This is a genomic window from Streptomyces sp. NPDC090025, from assembly GCF_044748125.1.
In the GTDB taxonomy this organism is placed as follows: domain Bacteria; phylum Actinomycetota; class Actinomycetes; order Streptomycetales; family Streptomycetaceae; genus Streptomyces.
Genome location: NZ_JBIVFL010000010.1, coordinates 238,943 through 257,467, shown reverse-complemented (window position 1 = coordinate 257,467; position 18,525 = coordinate 238,943). Strand labels below are relative to the sequence as shown.

Annotated in this window: 15 protein-coding genes; 9 read left to right on the top strand and 6 right to left on the bottom strand. The window is 71.6% G+C overall.

Going from position 1 to position 18,525, the window contains the following annotated elements:
• Positions 1–264: 264 nt before the first annotated feature.
• Positions 265–1,113: an HAD family hydrolase gene (locus tag ACIPXM_RS23420; protein WP_401658408.1), complete on the top strand. Its 849-nt coding sequence runs from the start codon at positions 265–267 to the stop codon at positions 1,111–1,113.
• A gap of 304 nt (positions 1,114–1,417) precedes the next feature.
• On the opposite strand, the gene ACIPXM_RS23415 is transcribed toward ACIPXM_RS23420, so the two are convergent.
• Positions 1,418–2,236, bottom strand: coding sequence for an oxidoreductase (locus ACIPXM_RS23415; protein WP_401658406.1), 819 nt, complete (start codon positions 2,234–2,236; stop codon positions 1,418–1,420).
• A 102-nt stretch (positions 2,237–2,338) separates the two neighbouring features.
• Between ACIPXM_RS23415 and ACIPXM_RS23410 the strand changes: the two genes are divergently transcribed.
• Positions 2,339–3,325 carry an ATP-binding protein gene (locus ACIPXM_RS23410; protein WP_401658403.1) on the top strand — a complete coding sequence of 329 codons (987 nt, stop codon included), beginning with the start codon at positions 2,339–2,341 and terminating at the stop codon, positions 3,323–3,325.
• Positions 3,326–3,424: 99 nt separating this feature from the next.
• Here ACIPXM_RS23410 and ACIPXM_RS23405 read toward each other — a convergent pair whose 3' ends face one another.
• Positions 3,425–4,735 (bottom strand): hypothetical protein, encoded by a 1,311-nt coding sequence (locus ACIPXM_RS23405; protein ID WP_401658400.1) that lies wholly within the window; start codon positions 4,733–4,735, stop codon positions 3,425–3,427.
• 319 nt (positions 4,736–5,054) lie between these two features.
• Here ACIPXM_RS23405 and ACIPXM_RS23400 point away from each other — a divergent pair, with 319 nt between their 5' ends.
• The 6 genes from ACIPXM_RS23400 to ACIPXM_RS23375 all read left to right on the top strand — a co-directional run bounded on the left by ACIPXM_RS23400 (position 5,055) and on the right by ACIPXM_RS23375 (position 13,208).
• A complete protein-coding gene (locus tag ACIPXM_RS23400; protein ID WP_401658397.1) occupies positions 5,055–7,547 on the top strand; it encodes a SulP family inorganic anion transporter in 2,493 nt (830 codons plus the stop codon).
• A gap of 218 nt (positions 7,548–7,765) precedes the next feature.
• Positions 7,766–9,721, top strand: a complete 1,956-nt coding sequence (gene acs / locus ACIPXM_RS23395) for an acetate--CoA ligase (RefSeq protein WP_401658394.1) — start codon at positions 7,766–7,768, stop codon at positions 9,719–9,721.
• Positions 9,722–10,015: 294 nt separating this feature from the next.
• A complete protein-coding gene (gene nhaA / locus ACIPXM_RS23390; RefSeq protein ID WP_401658391.1) occupies positions 10,016–11,419 on the top strand; it encodes a Na+/H+ antiporter NhaA in 1,404 nt (467 codons plus the stop codon).
• A gap of 39 nt (positions 11,420–11,458) precedes the next feature.
• On the top strand, positions 11,459–11,935 hold the full coding sequence (locus ACIPXM_RS23385) for a phage holin family protein (protein WP_401658389.1): 477 nt from the start codon (positions 11,459–11,461) through the stop codon (positions 11,933–11,935).
• Positions 11,932–12,876, top strand: a complete 945-nt coding sequence (locus ACIPXM_RS23380; RefSeq protein WP_401658386.1) for an alpha/beta fold hydrolase — start codon at positions 11,932–11,934, stop codon at positions 12,874–12,876. Before ACIPXM_RS23385 ends, ACIPXM_RS23380 begins: the two co-directional genes overlap by 4 nt.
• A 143-nt stretch (positions 12,877–13,019) precedes the next feature.
• On the top strand, positions 13,020–13,208 hold the full coding sequence (locus tag ACIPXM_RS23375; RefSeq protein WP_401658383.1) for a hypothetical protein: 189 nt from the start codon (positions 13,020–13,022) through the stop codon (positions 13,206–13,208).
• 76 nt (positions 13,209–13,284) lie between these two features.
• On the opposite strand, the gene ACIPXM_RS23370 is transcribed toward ACIPXM_RS23375, so the two are convergent.
• From ACIPXM_RS23370 to nth, 3 genes are all read right to left on the bottom strand, one after another.
• Positions 13,285–14,484, bottom strand: coding sequence for a MarP family serine protease (locus tag ACIPXM_RS23370; protein WP_401658380.1), 1,200 nt, complete (start codon positions 14,482–14,484; stop codon positions 13,285–13,287).
• A gap of 48 nt (positions 14,485–14,532) precedes the next feature.
• Positions 14,533–15,276, bottom strand: coding sequence for an NUDIX hydrolase (locus tag ACIPXM_RS23365; protein WP_401658377.1), 744 nt, complete (start codon positions 15,274–15,276; stop codon positions 14,533–14,535).
• Between the two features lie 146 nt (positions 15,277–15,422).
• Positions 15,423–16,547 carry an endonuclease III gene (gene nth, locus ACIPXM_RS23360; RefSeq protein ID WP_401658374.1) on the bottom strand — a complete coding sequence of 375 codons (1,125 nt, stop codon included), beginning with the start codon at positions 16,545–16,547 and terminating at the stop codon, positions 15,423–15,425.
• 213 nt (positions 16,548–16,760) lie between these two features.
• On the opposite strand from nth, the gene ACIPXM_RS23355 reads away from it, so the two are divergent.
• Positions 16,761–17,435, top strand: a complete 675-nt coding sequence (locus ACIPXM_RS23355; protein WP_046910193.1) for a Crp/Fnr family transcriptional regulator — start codon at positions 16,761–16,763, stop codon at positions 17,433–17,435.
• 134 nt (positions 17,436–17,569) lie between these two features.
• Here the strand turns inward: ACIPXM_RS23355 and ACIPXM_RS23350 are convergent, their stop codons facing one another.
• Positions 17,570–18,454 (bottom strand): prohibitin family protein, encoded by an 885-nt coding sequence (locus tag ACIPXM_RS23350; RefSeq protein WP_401658370.1) that lies wholly within the window; start codon positions 18,452–18,454, stop codon positions 17,570–17,572.
• Positions 18,455–18,525: the final 71 nt, after the last annotated feature.

Here is an 18,525-nt window from a genome sequence, read left to right as displayed (position 1 = left end):
GAGGGGTCACGCGTTCCTCGGCCGATGCGCCGACGCGGGCCCGAGGAAGGGGCGGAGATGAGTGAACGATGGACGAAAACACGTCCGGACATGCGACGACCCCCGCCGGGGGGGAGAGCGGGGGTCGTCTCTCCGGCCGACTCGGGGGGGGAGGAGCCGGACCGGGTTAGCACGGTCGCGAACGATCCGTGACTTCCATGGTGTACCCGAGAGCCTTCTCAGGCAAACCCACGCGCCCCAGCGTACGCCGAATGGCGGGCACCTATGCTCGGGCACGTGGAAAACCACTCGATGCCGCGCGCGGCCGCCTTCTTTGACCTGGACAAGACGGTCATTGCGAAGTCCTCGACGCTGACCTTCAGCAAGTCCTTCTACCGGGGCGGGCTGATCAGTCGCCGTGCCGCGCTGCGGACGGCCTACATCCAGTTCGTGTTCCTGATCGGCGGGGCCGATCACGACCAGATGGAGCGGATGCGCGAATACCTTTCCGCGCTCTGCAAAGGCTGGAACGTCGCCCAGGTCAAGGAGCTCGTCGCCGAGACCCTGCACGACCTGATCGACCCGATCATCTACGACGAGGCGGCCTCGCTGATCGAGGACCACCACGCGGCCGGCCGTGACGTGGTGATCGTCTCGACCTCCGGCGCCGAGGTCGTCGAGCCCATCGGCGAGATGCTGGGCGCCGACCGGGTGGTCGCCACCCGGATGGTGGTCGGTGAGGACGGATGTTTCACGGGTGAGGTCGAGTACTACGCGTACGGGCCGACGAAGGCGGAGGCCGTCCGCGAGCTCGCCGCGTCCGAGGGGTACGACCTGTCCCGCTGCTACGCGTACAGCGACTCGGCGACCGACCTGCCGATGCTGGAGGCGGTGGGGCACCCGTACGCGGTGAACCCGGACCGGGCGCTGCGGCGCGAGGCGACCGCCCGGGACTGGCCGGTGCTGGTCTTCGACAAGCCGGTGCGGCTCAAGCAGCGGCTGCCGGAGTTCCGGATGCCGCCGCGTCCGGCGCTCGTCGCCGCGGCGGCCGTGGGCGCGGCCGCGGCCACCGCGGGCCTGGTCTGGTACGCCAGCCGCCGCAGACAGGCCGCCCTGGCCCGGGCAACGGCCTGAACGGAACCAGGACTTTCGCTTCTTTCCGGACAGGAGTAGAAAGGAATCAGGCCCGCGAGACCTGGGACATCCGAGAGGATCACCTGTTGAGCAATACGGCCCCACGGACCTGACGCACAAAAACCTGGCACCCACGCGACGTCGACCCTTCGAATAAGGGCCAGCCGCACCAGGCGCAGGGCAAAGTTCCCCGCCTGATGGGCACATATCGAGGACGCTTGGTAACTGGGTGGACGTGCCAGCGGCGGTACCGGGACCGGTACCGCCGCAACCCTTTCCGGGCCCGCTCCCGGGCCTTCGGCCGTCAGGCCGCGCCGCGCTGGAGCGCCTCGCAGACCGCCGTCGACTCCCGTACTCCCAGCTCGACCGCGCGCCCGCAGTGCGCGATCCAGGCGCCGACGCCGTCCGGGGTCCCGGACAGATAGCCGTCCAGGGCCGCGAGGTAGGCGGCCCGGCCCAGTTCCGCGTGGCCGACCTCGGCCGGGCAGATCGCCTTCGGGTCGAGTCCGCTGCCGATCAGCACGATCCGCTCGGCGGCCCGCGCGATCAGGCCGTTGTGGGAGGTGAAGGGCCGCAGGGCGAGCAGTTCGCCGTGCACCACGGCGGCGGTGACCAGGGCCGGGGCGCCGCCGCCCGCGATGATCAGGTCGGCGAGCCCGTCGAGACGGCCGGAGACCTCGGCCGGGTCCGGCAGCGGCGCCTCGATCAGCGGCTCGTCCACCGGCTCGCCCGCCTGCCGGGGCCGGCCCGTCGAGTCGCGCGGCTCGCCCTCGGCCACCAGGTGCAGCCGGGCCAGCACCCGCAGCGGCGACTGGCGCCAGATGGAGAGCAGCTGCCCGGACTCGGCACCGAGCCGCAGCGCGGCGCCGACCGTGCGGGCCTCCGGGTCCACGCTGAAGTCGGTGCGCCGCCGGACCTCCTCGAGCGCCCAGTCGGCGCCCGCGAGCGCGGCCGAGCCGCGCGCTCCGCGCAGCGCCGCCTCGGCGGTGATCTCGTTGCTGCGGCGCCGCATCACGCGGTGGCCGTAGACCCGGTCGACGGCCTTGCGTACGGAGTCCACCGATGCGGCGACGCCCGGCAGCGAGCCGAGGGCGGCCAGGGGGTCAGAGGCGTGCGTACTCATAAGTAGGGAGGCTACGCGTCCCGGCCAGGGACCCCACCTTGGAGTGGTCTTCTTCACGCTCCTTGACCACGGGACGCATTCATGCCACTACGCTAGGTGAACATGAAGATCGCTTTCGTGGGGAAGGGCGGCAGCGGCAAGACGACGCTGTCCTCGCTCTTCATCCGACACCTCGCCGCCGCCGGAGCCCCGGTCGTGGCGGTCGACGCCGACATCAACCAGCACCTCGGAGCCGCGCTCGGGCTCTCCGACGACGAAGCGGCGGCGCTGCCCGCGATGGGCGCGCGGCTGCCGCTGATCAAGGACTATCTGCGGGGCAGCAATCCGCGGATCGCGTCCGCCGACACGATGATCAAGACCACGCCGCCCGGGGAGGGTTCGCGGCTGCTGCGGGTCCGCGAGGACAACCCGGTGTACGAGGCGTGCGCCCGGTTCGTGCCGCTCGACGACGGCGGGATCCGGCTGATGGCGACCGGCCCGTTCACCGAGTCCGACCTGGGCGTGGCCTGCTACCACTCCAAGGTCGGCGCGGTGGAACTGTGCCTGAACCACCTGGTCGACGGGCCGGACGAGTACGTCGTCGTCGACATGACGGCCGGTTCGGACTCCTTCGCCTCCGGCATGTTCACCCGCTTCGACATGACCTTCCTGGTCGCCGAGCCGACCCGCAAGGGAGTCTCCGTCTACCGCCAGTACAAGGAGTACGCGCGGGACTTCGGGGTCGCCCTCAAGGTCGTCGGCAACAAGGTGCAGGGCGCCGACGACATCGACTTCCTGCGCTCGGAGGTCGGCGACGACCTGCTCATGACGGTCGGCCACTCGGACTGGGTGCGGGCCATGGAGAAGGGCCGCCCGCAGCGGTTCGACCTCCTGGAGGACGCCAACCGCACGGCCCTCCGTGCCCTCCAGGAGGCGGCGGACGCCAGCTACGCCCTGCGGGACTGGGAGCGCTACACCCGCCAGATGGTCCACTTCCATCTGCGCAACGCGGAGAGCTGGGGCAACGCCAAGACCGGCGCGGACCTCGCGGCGCAGGTGGACCCGGGCTTCGTCCTGGACGAGCGGTTCGCCGTACCGCAGCCGAGCTGACCGCCGTTTGAGACGCCGACGGCTCCGGGGCCGGCCCGTCCGTGCGGGCCGGCCCCGGAGCCGTACAGCCGTGGTGCGTCGCGAGAGGACCCGGAGGGGTCAGTTCCCCGCGGCGGGCTTCGCCGGGGCGGGCGGGGCGGCCGGGGCGCCCGCCGGGGCGGCGGGCTGCGGGGCCAGGAACTGCTTCCAGCCGCCGTGCGGGGCCTCACCGACCTTCAGGGTGCGCATCTTGGCGACGACGGCGGGGTCCTGGGCGTCCAGCCAGTCGGCGAGCTGGCGGAAGGAGACGCACTTGACGTCCTTCTGCACGCAGACCGTGGCGATGGTGTCCTCGATGGCGCGCATGTACGTGCCGCCGTTCCAGGACTCGAAGTGGTTGCCGATGATCAGCGGCGCCCGGTTGCCCCGGTAGGAGCGCTCGAACGCCTCCACCAGGCCGTCACGCATCTGATTGCCCCAGTACTCGTGCTGGGAGGGGTCGCCCTGCGTCGTACCGGACTGGTTCACCAGGAAGTTGTAGTCCATCGACAGCGTCTGGAAGGCGCGGCCGGGGACCGGCACCAGCTGCATCGACAGGTCCCACAGGCCCTCGTCGCGCTTCGGCCAGATCTGGTCGTTGACGCCGCTGGTGTCGTAGCGGAAGCCGAGCTGGGAGGCGGCCTTGACGAAGTTCGCCCGGCCCTCCAGGCACGGCGTGCGGGCGCCGACCAGCTCCTTGTCGTAGTCGAACGGAAGCGGCTGCTCCGCCTTCAGGCCCGCGTTCGTCTTCCAGTTCTTGACGAAGAACTTGGCCTGCCCGATCTCGCTCTTCCACTCGTCGACCGACCAGGTGCCCACACCCCCGTCCTTGCCACAGAAGTGGCCGTTGAAGTGGGTGCCGATCTCATTGCCCTCCTGCCACGCGCCGCGCAGTTCGCGCACGGTGGCGCGGATGCCCTCGACATCGTTGAAGCCGATGTCGGAGCGGCCCGCGGAGTGCTGGGGCGGGTCGTACAGCTCGCGCTTGGCCTCCGGCAGCAGGTACACGCCGCTGAGGAAGTACGTCATGGTGGCGCCGTAGCGCTGGCCCACCTTGCGGAAGTGCGAGAACAGCTTCTGGCTGTCCTCGCCCGCGCCGTCCCAGGAGAACACCACGAACTGCGGCGGTTCCTGACCCGGCTTCAGGCGCTGCCAGGTCGGCTGGTGCGGCTGCGCGCCGGTGAACGCGGTGGAACCGTCGCCGATCAGCCGCACCGCGCTCTGCGGGGCCGCGGCCGGGCCCTTCTTGGCGCCCGCTCCGCCCGGCGCCCCGTGCGGGGTGGAACCGCCGGAGCCCGAGCAGCCGGCGAGTCCGGCCGTGAGGGCGACGGCGAGGGCGCCGACGGCGAGCACCCTCTTGTGGACAGTGGTCCTTCTCCCGGCGGCTGACATCCGCCCACCTCTCCTCGGTTGCTCACGTTCCTCGGGTCGCTCGGCGCTCGGCTCCCGGGTTCCTCGGATTTGCGTACAAGCGGCGTCAACGTCGCACCAGGACGGCGGGAGACGGGCAACGACAAGCGGTATGGGCACGTTCTGTCACCGGATCCGGTGAATCATTGCCCTGTTTGCCCTGAAAATAATGCCGGAGTCTTTACTCTCCATTACTGTTCATTTACCGAGAGTCGCCCAGACGCTCGCCGCTCCATCCCGATGGACCCGCCGCTGCACCCCGCACGAGCCGCGCCACGCTGCCCCCGGAGGAGACGGGAACATGACGCTCACCACCCCTGCCCGCACGACCAGCCGACCCCGCGTCCAGCGGCCGCACAGCCCGCCGGACCGGCCCCGCCGCCGCTTCCACCTCGCCGGCGCGGATCTGTCCGCCTCGGTCGCCGTCTTCCTGATCGCGCTGCCGCTCTCGCTCGGCATCGCCCTCGCCACCGGCGCCCCGCTCCAGGCGGGACTGGTGGCCGCCGCCGTCGGCGGCATCGTCGCCGGACGCCTCGGCGGCTCCCCGCTCCAGGTGAGCGGCCCCGCCGCCGGTCTCACCGTGGTCACCGCCGAGCTGATCCAGCGCTACGGCTGGCGCACCACCTGCGCCATCACGGTGCTCGCCGGACTCGCCCAACTCGGCCTGGCCGCCCTCAAGGTGGCCCGCTCCGCCCTCGCCGTCTCCCCCGCGATCGTGCACGGGATGCTCGCCGGGATCGGCGTGACCATCGCCCTCGCCCAGCTCCACATCGTGCTCGGCGGCACCCCGCAGAGCTCCACCGTCGACAACGCGCTCGGACTGCCCGCCCAGCTCGCCCACGCCTCCGGCGCCGCCCTCGCGGTCAGTGCCCTCACGGTCGGCCTGCTGCTGCTCTGGCCCCGGCTGCCCGGCCGCACCGGGCGACTGCTGCGCGCCGCGCCCGCCGCGCTCGTCGCGGTGGCGGCCGCCACCACCGTGGCCGCCCTCGCCGGGCTCGCCGTGCCGCGCGTCGACCTGCCGTCCTGGAGCAGCCACGCGCTGCCCGGGCTGCCGGAGGGTCCGGTGCTCGGAATCGCGGCGGGCGTGCTCACCATCACGCTGGTCACCAGCGTGCAGTCGCTGCTGTCGGCCGTCGCCGTCGACAAACTCGTCGCCAAGCGCGCGCGTGCCACCGGCTCCGGGGCCGCCCCGCGCTCCCGGCTCGACCGCGAACTCGCGGGCCAGGGCGCGGCGAACGTGGTGTCGGGGGCGCTCGGCGGACTGCCGGTGGCCGGTGTCGCGGTGCGCAGCGTCGCGAACGTGTCGGCCGGTGCGGTCAGCCGCAACTCCTCGATACTGCACGGCGTGTGGATCGTGCTCGCCGCGCTGCTCCTGGTGCCGGTGCTCGACCTGATCCCGCTGCCCGCGCTCGCGGCGCTGGTCATGGTGGTCGGCATCCAGATGGTCAGCATCACGCACATCCGGACGGTCACCCGTCACCGTGAAGTACTGGTGTACGTGGTCACGTTGGCGGGTGTGGTGTTCGTCGGGATCCTGGAGGGCGTGGCCCTGGGGATCGCGGTGGCGGTGGCGGTCGCGCTGCACCGCCTGGCCAGGACCCGGATCACCCGGGAGGAGCGGGACGGGCTGCATGTGGTCCGGATCCGCGGGCAGTTGACGTTCCTCGCGGTGCCCCGGCTGAGCCGGGCGCTGCATCAGATCCCGGCCGGAACGGCCGCCGTGGTGGAGTTGGACGGATCGTTCATGGACCATGCCGCCTTCGAGGCGCTGCACGACTGGCAGAGCTCCCACCTGGCCCACGGCGGCACGGTGGAGACGACCGGGCCCGACGGCGGCCGGATCGCCGAACCGACCACGCGGGCCGGGCAGCCGACCGGACAGCCGGGCGGGGCCACCGCCCGTGCCGGGGCCGCCGACGCGCCCCGTGGCGCGGGCGGCGCGGAGCCCTGCTGCCGCCCCTGGACGCCGTGGCGCAACCATCAGTGCGGCGATCCGCGGCACGCCGACCGGCCGGACGGCGCGGGCGGGGCGGGCGCGGCGGACCGGGCCGACGAGGTCGTCCGTACGGCGGTGGGGCACCGGCTGGCCAGTGGGATCGGGGCGTTCCAGCGGGACACCGCCCCGCTGGTGCGCGACGAGCTGGCCCGGCTGGCCAGGGAGGGGCAGACGCCCTCCCAGCTCTTCCTGACCTGCGCCGATTCCCGGCTGGTCACCAGCATGATCACGTCCAGCGGCCCCGGTGACCTCTTCGTCGTGCGCAATGTGGGCAATCTGGTGCCCCTGCCCGGCGAGGAGAGCGGGGACGACTCGGTGGCGGCGGCGATCGAGTACGCGGTGGAGGTGCTGCGGGTCGAGTCGATCACCGTCTGCGGCCACTCCGGCTGCGGCGCGATGCAGGCGCTGCTCAACAGCGCCCGGGCGGACGGCGGTCCGCAGGCGCCGGGACCGCAGACGCCGCTGTGGCGCTGGCTGCGGCACGGGCGGCCGAGCCTGGCGCGGATGGCGAGCCGCCGGCACGCCTGGGCCAGGATCTCCGGGCGGCTGCCCGCCGACGAGGTCGAGCAGCTCTGTCTCACCAATGTGGTGCAGCAGTTGGAGCATCTGCGGGCCTACGAGTCGGTGGCGCGGCGGCTGGCCGACGGCTCGCTGACGCTGCACGGGATGTACTTCCACGTGGGCGAGGCGCAGGCGTATCTGATGGCCGACACCGACGAGGTGCACAGCTACGACGACGTGTTCAACCATGTGCCGCCCGCGGCGTCGCCCGCCTGGGAGGCGGCCCGCGCGTCCTGACCGCGGCCCGCGCGTCCTGAACCCTCTCCCTCGTTCGTCCGTGCAAGTGTGTGCCCCCTCCCCTCCCTTCCGCTCGGGGAGAGGCGGGGTCGCCCCGCCATGCTCATCCCACAGGTCTAAACCATTTACCCGGAGGCTCTTGTCACCCGGGCATCCGCCTGATGAGCTATGACACGGGACACATAGGTACGTAGGACGCCCTGGGAAAGGGAGATCTCGTGAGCAACGAATCCTTGGCGAATCTGCTCAAGGAAGAGCGCCGCTTCGCGCCGCCCGCCGAGCTGGCGGCGCACGCCAACGTCACGGCGGAGGCGTACGAGCAGGCCAAGGCGGACCGGCTGGGCTTCTGGGCCGAGCAGGCGAAGCGGCTGAGCTGGGCCACCGAGCCCACCGAGACCCTGGACTGGTCGAACCCGCCGTTCGCGAAGTGGTTCGCGGACGGCGAGCTGAACGTCGCGTACAACTGCGTCGACCGGCACGTCGAGGCGGGCAACGGCGACCGGGTCGCCATCCACTTCGAGGGCGAGCCCGGCGACAGCCGCGCCATCACCTACGCCGAGCTCAAGGACGAGGTGTCCCGCGCCGCCAACGCGCTGACCGAGCTGGGCGTCCGGAAGGGCGACCGGGTCGCGGTCTACCTGCCGATGATCCCCGAGGCCGCCATCACCATGCTGGCCTGCGCCAGGATCGGTGCCGCGCACTCGGTGGTCTTCGGCGGCTTCTCGGCCGACGCCGTCGCCTCCCGCATCCAGGACGCCGACGCCAAGCTCGTGGTGACCGCCGACGGCGGCTACCGCCGCGGCAACCCGTCCGCGCTCAAGCCCGCCATCGACGCGGCCGTCGCCAAGTGCCCGCAGGTCGAGCACGTCCTGGTGGTCCGCCGCACCGGCCAGGACGTCGCCTTCACCGAGGGCCGCGACATCTGGTGGGACGACATCGTCGCCCGCCAGTCCGAGGAGCACACCCCGGAGGCGTTCGACGCCGAGCACCCGCTGTTCATCCTCTACACCTCGGGCACCACGGGTAAGCCGAAGGGCATCCTGCACACCTCCGGCGGCTACCTCACCCAGGCCGCGTACACCCACCAGGCCGTCTTCGACCTCAAGCCGGAGACCGACGTCTACTGGTGCACGGCCGACATCGGCTGGGTGACCGGCCACTCGTACATCGTGTACGGGCCGCTGGCCAACGGCGCCACCCAGGTCATGTACGAGGGCACCCCGGACAGCCCGCACCAGGGCCGGTTCTGGGAGATCGTGCAGAAGTACGGCGTCACGATCCTCTACACCGCGCCGACCGCGATCCGCACCTTCATGAAGTGGGGAGACGACATCCCCGCGAAGTTCGACCTCTCCTCGCTGCGGGTCCTCGGCTCGGTCGGTGAGCCGATCAACCCCGAGGCGTGGATGTGGTACCGCAAGCACATCGGCGGCGACCGCTGCCCGATCGTGGACACCTGGTGGCAGACCGAGACCGGCGCCATGATGATCAGCCCGCTGCCCGGTGTCACCCACACCAAGCCCGGCTCCGCGCAGCGCCCGCTGCCCGGCATCTCCGCGACCGTCGTCGACGACGAGGCCCGCGAGGTGCCGAACGGGGGCGGCGGCTACCTGGTGCTCACCGAGCCGTGGCCGTCCATGCTCCGCACCATCTGGGGCGACGACCAGCGCTTCATCGACACCTACTGGTCGCGCTTCGAGGGCCAGTACTTCGCCGGTGACGGCGCCAAGAAGGACGACGACGGCGACATCTGGCTGCTCGGCCGGGTCGACGACGTCATGCTCGTCTCGGGCCACAACATCTCCACCACCGAGGTCGAGTCCGCGCTCGTCTCCCACCCGTCGGTCGCCGAGGCCGCCGTGGTCGGCGCCGCCGACGCGACCACCGGACAGGCCATCGTCGCCTTCGTGATCCTGCGCGGTACGGCGAGCGAGGACGCGGGCCTGGTCGCCGAGCTGCGCAACCACGTGGGCGCCACCCTGGGCCCGATCGCCAAGCCCAAGCGGATCCTGCCGGTCGCCGAGCTGCCGAAGACCCGCTCCGGCAAGATCATGCGCCGACTGCTGCGCGACGTCGCCGAGAACCGCGAGCTCGGTGACGTCACCACCCTGACGGACGCCTCCGTGATGGATCTCATCCAGACGAAGCTGCCGGCCGCGTCCAGCGAGGACTGACCGGCCCCACGGCCCCTGTGGCTGTACGGAAGCGCCCGTCCCGGGTCCCGGGGCGGGCGCTTCCGTACGGCCACGGGGGGGGCCGCCGAGCCGCCGCCGAGTTGTCCACAGGCAGTTGTCCACAGGGGGTGCCCGTGTCCGTGTATGCACCTAAAGTGAAGATCACCGGACACCACCCGAGCATCTTTAGGTAAAGTAAGGACCGCGTCAGCGACGCGACAAGAAAACCTAGGTGCGCCGGGAAGTCTGGTCGGCAATGTGCTTCGTCCTGCCCACCGACCGGAGGTTCTCACCGTGCCCGCGTCCGCGCCCCCGCCCACCGACCGCAGGTTCCTCGGCCGACTCTCGCTGCCCGAGCGCCGGTACGTCGCCGACGCGCTGCGCACCGAGACCGTCGGCGGCGTGCTCCTGCTGGCCGCCGCCATCGCCGCCATCGTCTGGGCCAACACGCCCCTCAAGGACAGCTACGCGTCCCTGCGGGACTTCCACATCGGCCCCGCCGCCCTCGGGCTCGACCTGTCGATCCAGCACTGGGCGGCCGACGGACTGCTCGCGGTGTTCTTCTTCGTCGCCGGCATCGAGCTGAAGCGCGAGCTGGTCGCGGGCGAGCTGCGCGATCCCAAGGCCGCCGCGCTCCCGGTGATCGCCGCGATATGCGGCATGGCCGCCCCGGCCCTGGTCTACGCGCTGGTCAACGCCGTGGGCAACGGCAGCATGGACGGCTGGGCGGTGCCCACCGCCACCGACATCGCGTTCGCGCTGGCCGTGCTCGCGGTGATCGGCACCTCGCTGCCGTCGGCGCTGCGGGCCTTCCTGCTCACCCTCGCCGTCGTCGACGACCTCTTCGCCATCCTGATCATCGCGGTCTTCTTCACCGGCGACCTCAACTTCGCCGCGCTCGGCGGCGCCTTCGCCGGACTCGCGCTGTTCTGGCTGCTGCTCCGCAAGAACGTCCGCGGCTGGTACATCTACGTGCCGCTGGCCCTGACCATCTGGGGCCTGATGTACAACAGCGGCGTCCACGCCACCATCGCCGGTGTCGCCATGGGCCTGATGCTGCGCTGCACCACCCGCGAGGGCGAGGAGTACTCCCCCGGCGAGCACATCGAGCACCTGGTCCGGCCGCTGTCCGCCGGACTCGCGGTGCCGCTGTTCGCGCTGTTCTCGGCCGGTGTCACCGTCTCCGGCGGCGCCATCGGCGACGTCTTCACCCAGCCCGTCACCCTCGGCGTGGTCCTCGGCCTCGTCGTCGGCAAGGCCGTCGGCATCTTCGGCGGCACCTGGCTCGCCGCCCGCTTCACCAAGGCCGAGCTCAATCCGGACCTGTCCTGGCCGGACGTGTTCGCGGTCGCCTCGCTCGCCGGCATCGGCTTCACCGTCTCGCTGCTCATCGGCGAGCTGGCCTTCGCGGGCGACACCGCCCTCACCGACGAGGTGAAGGCCGCCGTCCTCATCGGCTCGCTGATCGCCGCCGTGTTCGCGTCCGTCCTGCTGAAGCTCCGGGTGCGGACCTACCAGGCGATGATCGTCGACGAGGAGCGCGACGACGACCAGGACGGCATCCCCGACGTGTACGAGGAGCACACCCCCGAGTACCACCTGCGGATGGCCGAGATCTACGAGCGGAAGGCCGCCGAGCATCGTGAGCGCGCCGAACTGGCGGGGGCATCGCGCAGCGAGGGCGACCGTCCGGCATGATCTGAGGGCAGACGAAACAGGAGAAGAGGGAGCAGCCCCATGAGCGACCCGTTCGACGGAACCGAGCGCAGCATCGGCCAGCTGGTCGCCTCGGCGACCGCCGAGATGTCCGCCCTGGTGCATGACGAGATCGCCCTCGCCAAGGCGGAGATCCGACAGGACGTCAAGCGCGGCGCCATGGGCAGCGCGGCCGCGCTCGTCGCCGTCGTGGTGCTGCTGTTCTCGCTGCCACTGCTCAGCTTCGCGCTGGCCTACGGCATCCAGGCGTGGAGCCACTGGAATCTGTCGATCTGTTTCCTGCTGTCGTTCGCCGCGAACGTGCTGCTCGCACTGCTGCTCGGCCTCATCGCCTACGCGAAGTTCCGCAAGGTGAAGAAGCCGGAGAAGTCCATCGCCTCCGCCAAGCAGACCGCGGCGATCATGGGCAACGTGAAGCCGCACCCGCGTCCGGTGGCGGCCGACGCGGCCCGGGTCGCCCTGGACAAGGGCGAGAGTGTGGCACGCTCGTCGGCATGACCGTCCCTGAGAGCAGCAGCGCCACCGGCGGAAGCCCCGTCCGCATCGACGGACCGTGGACCCACCGCGACGTCGCCGCCAACGGCGCCCGTTTCCACATCGCGGAGATGGGCGACGGGCCGCTGGTGCTGCTCCTCCACGGCTTCCCGCAGTTCTGGTGGACCTGGCGCCACCAGCTGCCCGCGCTCGCCGAGGCCGGATTCCGGGCGGTGGCGATGGACCTGCGGGGCGTCGGCGGCAGCGACCGCACCCCGCGCGGTTACGACCCCGCCAACCTGGCCCTCGACATCACCGGCGTGGTGCGCTCGCTCGGCGAGCCGGACGCGGCGCTCGTCGGCCACGACCTGGGCGGCTACCTCGCCTGGACCGCCGCCGTGATGCGCCCCAAGCTGGTGCGCCGCCTCGTGGTCTCCTCGATGCCGCACCCCCGCCGCTGGCGTTCCGCGATGCTGTCCGACGTCGCGCAGACCCGCGCCGGGTCGTACGTGTGGGGCTTCCAGCGGCCCTGGCTGCCGGAGCGTCAGCTCGTCGCGGACGACGCGGCGCTGGTCGGCCGGCTCATCGAGGACTGGTCGGGCCCGCAGCCCGCGGCCGTCGACGAGGAGGCCCTGGAGGTCTACCGCCGGGCCATGAGTATCCCGTCGACCGCACACTGCTCGATCGAGCCGTACCGCTGGATGGTGCGCTCGCTCGCGCGGCCCGACGGCATCCAGTTCAACCGGCGGATGAAGCGCCCGGTGCGGGTGCCGACGCTGCATCTGCACGGATCGCTCGACCCGGTGATGCGGACGCGTAGCGCGGCCGGTTCGGGGCAGTACGTGGAGGCACCGTACCGCTGGCGGCTCTTCGACGGGCTCGGGCACTTCCCCCACGAGGAGGACCCGGTGGCCTTCACCACGGAGCTCGTCAACTGGCTGAAGGACCCCGAGCCGGACCGCTGACGCCCCGTCGGAGCCCGCGCCGCACGGCCCGGCGGGAGTTCGGACGTACGGACGTGCGTCGAACTGCCATGTGCCTCGCGCATACGCCAATTGGCGGCTTCCGGGGAGGTTACCGACCTTGGGCCCCGGGCACACGTCCCGGTATGGGCTGGACGCACGACTACGGTGACACGGCACGCGACCGCCGCACGATCGGCGGCTCAGGCTCCCCCGAGCGGGGCGGCACGCAGCAACAGGGCCGCTCGCACCCGGCGCGGGACGTGGGGATCTCCCGCATTCTCCGCCGCCGGGCCCGCTGGGTGTCGGCCCGGCTCCGGCACACCCGTACGTAGTCCGCCACGGTCGGCGTAGTCCGGCGGTCGGTGTGGTCCGGCGCGGTCCGGGCTGATCCGGCTCGGGCCCCGGGCCTCAGAGGGCGCAGCCCTGGGTGTCGACCTGCTGGTTGGCGGCCCGGCCGCGCTCGATGTCGTCCCGGATCTCGTCGGCCGTGAGCGCGTACCCGGTGTTGGCGTCGTCCAGGGAGCGGGCGAAGATCACGCCGTACACCTGGCCCTCGGGGGTGAGGAGCGGTCCGCCGGAGTTGCCCTGACGCACCGTCGCGTACAGCGAGTACACGTCCCTGCGGACGTCGCCGCGCTGGTAGATGTCGGGGCCGTTGGCGGCGATCCGGCCGCGGACGCGCGCCGAGCGCACGTCGTACGAGCCGTTCTCCGGGAAGCCCGCGACGATGGCGTTGTCGCCGCTGCGGGCGTCCTGGTCGGTGAAGTCGAGCGGGCGGGCCGCCAGGTCGGGCACGTCGAGGACGGCGATGTCGCGCTTCCAGTCGTAGAGGACGACCTTGGCGTCGTACAGCTTGCCCTCGCCGCCTATCTGCACGGTCGGCTCGTCGACACCGCCGACGACATGCGCGTTGGTCATGACCCGGCGCTCGGCGAACACGAAGCCGGTGCCCTCCAGGACCTTGCCGCAGCTGGGCGCGGTGCCGACGACCTTCACGATGGAGCGCTGCGCGCGGGCCGCGACCGGGCTGCCCGCGAGCGCCGGGTCGGGCGGCTGCACCGCGGTGATCGGCTCGTTGGCGAACGGGCTGAAGACCTGCGGGAAGCCGTTCTGGGCGAGGGTGGAGGTGAAGTCGGCGAACCAGTTCGACGCCTGATCCGGCATCACCTGCTCCACCCCGAGCAGCACCTTGGAGCCGCGCACCTCCTTGCCCAGGGTGGGCATCGCCGTCCGGGCGAGCGCGGAGCCGAGCAGCCAGGCGACGAGCAGCATCGCGACCACGTTGACCAGGGCGCCGCCGGTCGCGTCCAGGGCGCGGGCGGGCGACCAGACGATGTGGCGGCGCAGCTTGTTCCCGAGGTGGGTGGTGAACGCCTGGCCGACCGAGGCGCAGACGATGACCACCATCACGAACACGACCGTCGCGGTCGTCGTCACCTGACTGTGGTCGGTCAGCTGGTTCCAGATGACCGGCAGCAGCAGCACGGCGACGAGACCGCCGCCGAGGAACCCGATCACGGACAGGATGCCGACCACGAAGCCCTGCCGGTAGCCGATGATCGCGAACCAGACGGCGGCGAGCAGCAGCAGGATGTCCAGCACGTTCACCGTCGGTAGCCTCGCAGATTCGTCATCGGTCGCCCGGGGGCCAGCCTGTCACGACCTCCAGTCGAGCGGGACCCGCTTCGACCGGTCCCAGGGACGCTCCCAGCCTGCGAAATGAAGGATCCGGTCGATCACACCCGCCGTAAAGCCCCAGACCAGGGCGGATTCGACCAGGAAAGCCGGGCCGTGGTGACCGCTGGGGTGGACGGCGGTGGCACGGTTCGCGGGATCCGTGAGATCCGCCACGGGCACGGTGAAGACCCGGGCGGTCTCGGCGGGGTCCACGACCCCGACCGGGCTGGGGGTGCGCCACCAGCCGAGGACGGGCGCCACGACGAAGCCGCTCACCGGGATGTAGAGGCTGGGCAGCAGGCCGAAGAGCTGCACCCCGGCCGGATCGAGGCCGGTCTCCTCGCGGGCCTCGCGCAGCGCCGCCCGCAGCAGCCCGCCGTCGGCCGGATCGCCGTCCTCGGGGTCGAGGGCGCCGCCGGGGAAGGAGGGCTGGCCGGCATGGGAGCGGAGGCTGCCGGAGCGCTCCATCAGGAGCAGCTCGGGGCCCGCGGCGCCCTCGCCGAACAGGACGAGCACGGCGGACTGCCGCCCCGCGCCGTTCGCGGGCGGCAGGAAGCGGCTCAGCTGCTCCGGCGCGACCGTGCGGGCCGCGTGGTCGACCGGCCCGAGCCAGTCGGGCAGCCCTTCCCGGCTGAGCAGGCCGCCGGTGCCCGGCGCCGCTCCCCGAGCGCCTCCCGGAGCCTCTCCTGGAGCCGCTTCGTCCGTTTCATCCGTGCGCGTCATCGGCACCCCCGTGTCTCACACCCGTACCGCACAACGCGGGCGGGCGTCCTGTTCGTTCCCGCGATGGCGGCCGCGATGTACGGCCTTTCGCGGCGTGTACGGCCTGCCCGGCGGGTGCGCGGCCTGCCCGGCGGGTACGGGCGTTCTCACGCCCCGGCCGGGCCGCCGGGCTCGGCCTGGGGCTCCGGCGCGCCGAGCGGCGGCGCGGGGCGGCCCGGGTAGTCCGGCGGCGGGTTGAGCCGCTGGCCGGGGAAGCCGCCCTTCTCGTACTTCAGGAGCTTCCGCGCCTTCTCCGGGTCGGTCTCGCCCTCCCCGTACGACGGGCAGAGGTGGGTGATCGGGCAGGCGCCGCACGCGGGCTTGCGGGCGTGGCAGATGCGGCGGCCGTGGAAGATCACCCGGTGCGAGAGCATCGTCCACTCGCTCTTCGGGAAGATCTCGGCGACCTCGGCCTCGATCTTCACCGGGTCGTCGGACTCGGTCCACCTCCAGCGCCGGGCCAGCCGCATGAAGTGGGTGTCGACGGTGATGCCGGGCACGCCATAGGCGTTGCCGAGGACGACGAACGCGGTCTTGCGGCCGACCCCGGGCAGTTTGACCAGGTCCTCCAGACGGCCGGGGACCTCGCCGCCGAAGTCGTCCCTGAGGGCCGCCGCCAGGCCCATGATCGACTTGGTCTTCGCGCGGAAGAACCCGGTCGGCCGGATCAGCTCCTCGACCTCCTCGGGGACGGCGGCGGCCAGGTCCTCGGGCGTCGGGTACGTGGCGAACAGGGCGGGGGTGGTCTGGTTGACCCGCAGGTCCGTGGTCTGGGCGGACATCACCGTGGCGACCAGGAGCTCGAAGGGGTTGCGGAAGTCGAGCTCGGGGTGGGCGTACGGGTAGACCTCGGCGAGCTCGCGGTTGATGCGCCGGGCGCGGCGGACGAGGGAGAGCCGGGACTCGGGCTTGGCGGACGTCTTCGTGGCGGGTGCCGCGCTCTTGGCGGGTGCTGCCGGGGCCTTCTTGGCGGGCGCCGCCTTCTTGACCGGGGCCTTCGTCGGCGAGGCCGCCTTCGTCACGGCCTTCTTCGCCACGGTCTTCTTCGCCACGGTCTTCTTCGTCGCGACCTTCTTGGCCGGGGTTTTCCTGGCCGGGGTCTTCTCGGCGGGTTCCGCCGTCGTCCTGCTCGCCACCGCGTTCCTCGCCACCGTCGTCTCCGCCACGGCCTCGCTCGCCCTCGCGGTGCGATTCGCCGCTTTCGTCTGTTTCGACACGCCGTGTTCGCCCACAGCGGAATTAAGCTCGTCCCGCACTCTTCCAGCCCCCTTGGCCTGTGCTCTCACCGGCTAGTTGGACACCCGGCCAGCCTAGGGGCCGCCACCGACATCCGCCCCGCACGCACCCGATCACGACCCAATCGGGCCCCTGACGTACGGAAAGGCGGTCCGGTGAGTCAAACTTGTTGTGATTGATCGCACTGAGGTCGACATAGGAGAGAACTCGTGGACGACGTTCTGCGGCGCGCCCCGTTGTTCGCGGCGCTCGACGACGAGCAGGCCGCCGAGCTGCGCGCCTCGATGAGTGAGGCGACGCTCGCGCGAGGCGACGCGCTGTTCCACGAGGGGGACCCGGGCGACCGGCTCTACGTGGTCACTGAAGGCAAGGTGAAGCTGCACCGCACCTCGCCCGACGGCCGCGAGAACATGCTGGCCGTGCTCGGCCCCGGCGAGCTGATCGGTGAGCTGTCCCTGTTCGACCCGGGCCCGCGCACCGCCACGGCGACCGCGCTGACCGAGGTCAAGCTGCTCGGCCTCGGCCACGGCGACCTCCAGCCCTGGCTGAACGCGCGCCCCGAGGTGGCCAGCGCCCTGCTGCGCGCCGTCGCCCGCCGCCTGCGCAAGACCAACGACCAGATGTCCGACCTGGTCTTCTCCGACGTGCCGGGCCGGGTCGCCCGCGCGCTCCTCGACCTGTCGCGCCGCTTCGGCGTGCAGTCCGAGGAGGGCATCCACGTCGTCCACGACCTCACCCAGGAGGAGCTGGCCCAGCTGGTCGGCGCCTCCCGCGAGACGGTCAACAAGGCGCTCGCCGACTTCGCCCAGCGCGGCTGGCTGCGTCTTGAGGCCCGCGCGGTGATCCTGCTCGACGTGGAGCGCCTCGCGAAGCGCTCGCGCTGAGCCGTCGCAGTAGCGCTAGCTGGAGCAGTAGCAGTGCCAGTACGGGAAGGGGGCCGTCCGGATCATCCGGACGGCCCCCTTCCGCGTACCCGGGACCGGTCGACGGGCGACGGGCGCCGGTCAGCGGGCGACGGTCAGCGCTTCGAACCGTCCACGATCACCGGGGCCGTGTTGCCGTTGCCGCAGGGCACCGCGTAGACCGGGTTCTTGGCCGCCGCCTCCTTGTAGGCGTCGATGCACTGGTTCGTGAGGACCTTGTCGGTCAGCGAGTCGTTGAGGATCTTGTTGGCGCGGGCGATGCCCTCCGCCTCGATCCGGCGCCGGTCGGACTCGGCCTTGGCGGTACGGGCCGCCTCCAGGGCCCGCTCGGTGGCCTGCTGCTGCTGGATCTTGCGGTCGATCTGGCCCTGGAGCGCGTCCGACGGCTTCACATTGCGCAGGTTGACGGCGGTGACGTCGATGCCGCGCGGGGCGAGGCGCTTCGTGATCAGCCCGGCGAGCTCCGCGTTGATCTTCTCGCGGTCGGAGGCGTACCCCTGCTCGCTCGTGTAGCGGGCGAAGACGTTGCGGACGATCTCCCGGCTGTCCGGGTAGACCAGGCGCTGCTGGATGGCGTCCTCGCTGCCCGCGAGCTTGTAGAGCTCGACCGCCTTCGAGGGGTGCACCGCCCACTTCACCGTGATCTCGACGTACATGACACCGCCCTGCGAGGAGCGCACCTCGACCACGTCCTTGTCGGAGAGGTTGAGGTCGACCGGGCGGGTCGAGAAGGTCGTCACGCTGGTGAAGGGCGACTTCACGTGCATGCCGGAGGACATCGGATCGCCGACCTTGCCGAACGCGACCGGGACGCCGACCTCGTACGCGCTGACCACGTACGTCATGCTCACGATCAGCGAGAACAGGCCGGCCAGCACGGCGCCGAGGGCGCCGAGCTTGAGGCCGCGGGTGTCGTTCGCGCGGCCGACGAGATAGAGCACCACCGCCGCTATGACCAACAGAATGGCTATGACGAACACGAGTTCCCCCCGGGAGCTACGGCCTTGTGTAAGCGGAGCGTAAGACACGGGGGAAGGCCGGAAGGTTGCGG

What these genes read in the sequence shown, in the direction of transcription:
- ACIPXM_RS23420 (WP_401658408.1), top strand. Translation starts at nt 265, where the DNA reads ATGCTCGGGCACGTGGAAAACCACTCGATGCCGCGCGCGGCCGCCTTC.
- ACIPXM_RS23415 (WP_401658406.1), bottom strand. Translation starts at nt 2,236, where the DNA reads ATGAGTACGCACGCCTCTGACCCCCTGGCCGCCCTCGGCTCGCTGCCG.
- ACIPXM_RS23410 (WP_401658403.1), top strand. Translation starts at nt 2,339, where the DNA reads ATGAAGATCGCTTTCGTGGGGAAGGGCGGCAGCGGCAAGACGACGCTG.
- ACIPXM_RS23405 (WP_401658400.1), bottom strand. Translation starts at nt 4,735, where the DNA reads ATGTCAGCCGCCGGGAGAAGGACCACTGTCCACAAGAGGGTGCTCGCC.
- ACIPXM_RS23400 (WP_401658397.1), top strand. Translation starts at nt 5,055, where the DNA reads ATGACGCTCACCACCCCTGCCCGCACGACCAGCCGACCCCGCGTCCAG.
- ACIPXM_RS23385 (WP_401658389.1), top strand. Translation starts at nt 11,459, where the DNA reads ATGAGCGACCCGTTCGACGGAACCGAGCGCAGCATCGGCCAGCTGGTC.
- ACIPXM_RS23380 (WP_401658386.1), top strand. Translation starts at nt 11,932, where the DNA reads ATGACCGTCCCTGAGAGCAGCAGCGCCACCGGCGGAAGCCCCGTCCGC.
- ACIPXM_RS23375 (WP_401658383.1), top strand. Translation starts at nt 13,020, where the DNA reads ATGGGCTGGACGCACGACTACGGTGACACGGCACGCGACCGCCGCACG.
- ACIPXM_RS23365 (WP_401658377.1), bottom strand. Translation starts at nt 15,276, where the DNA reads ATGACGCGCACGGATGAAACGGACGAAGCGGCTCCAGGAGAGGCTCCG.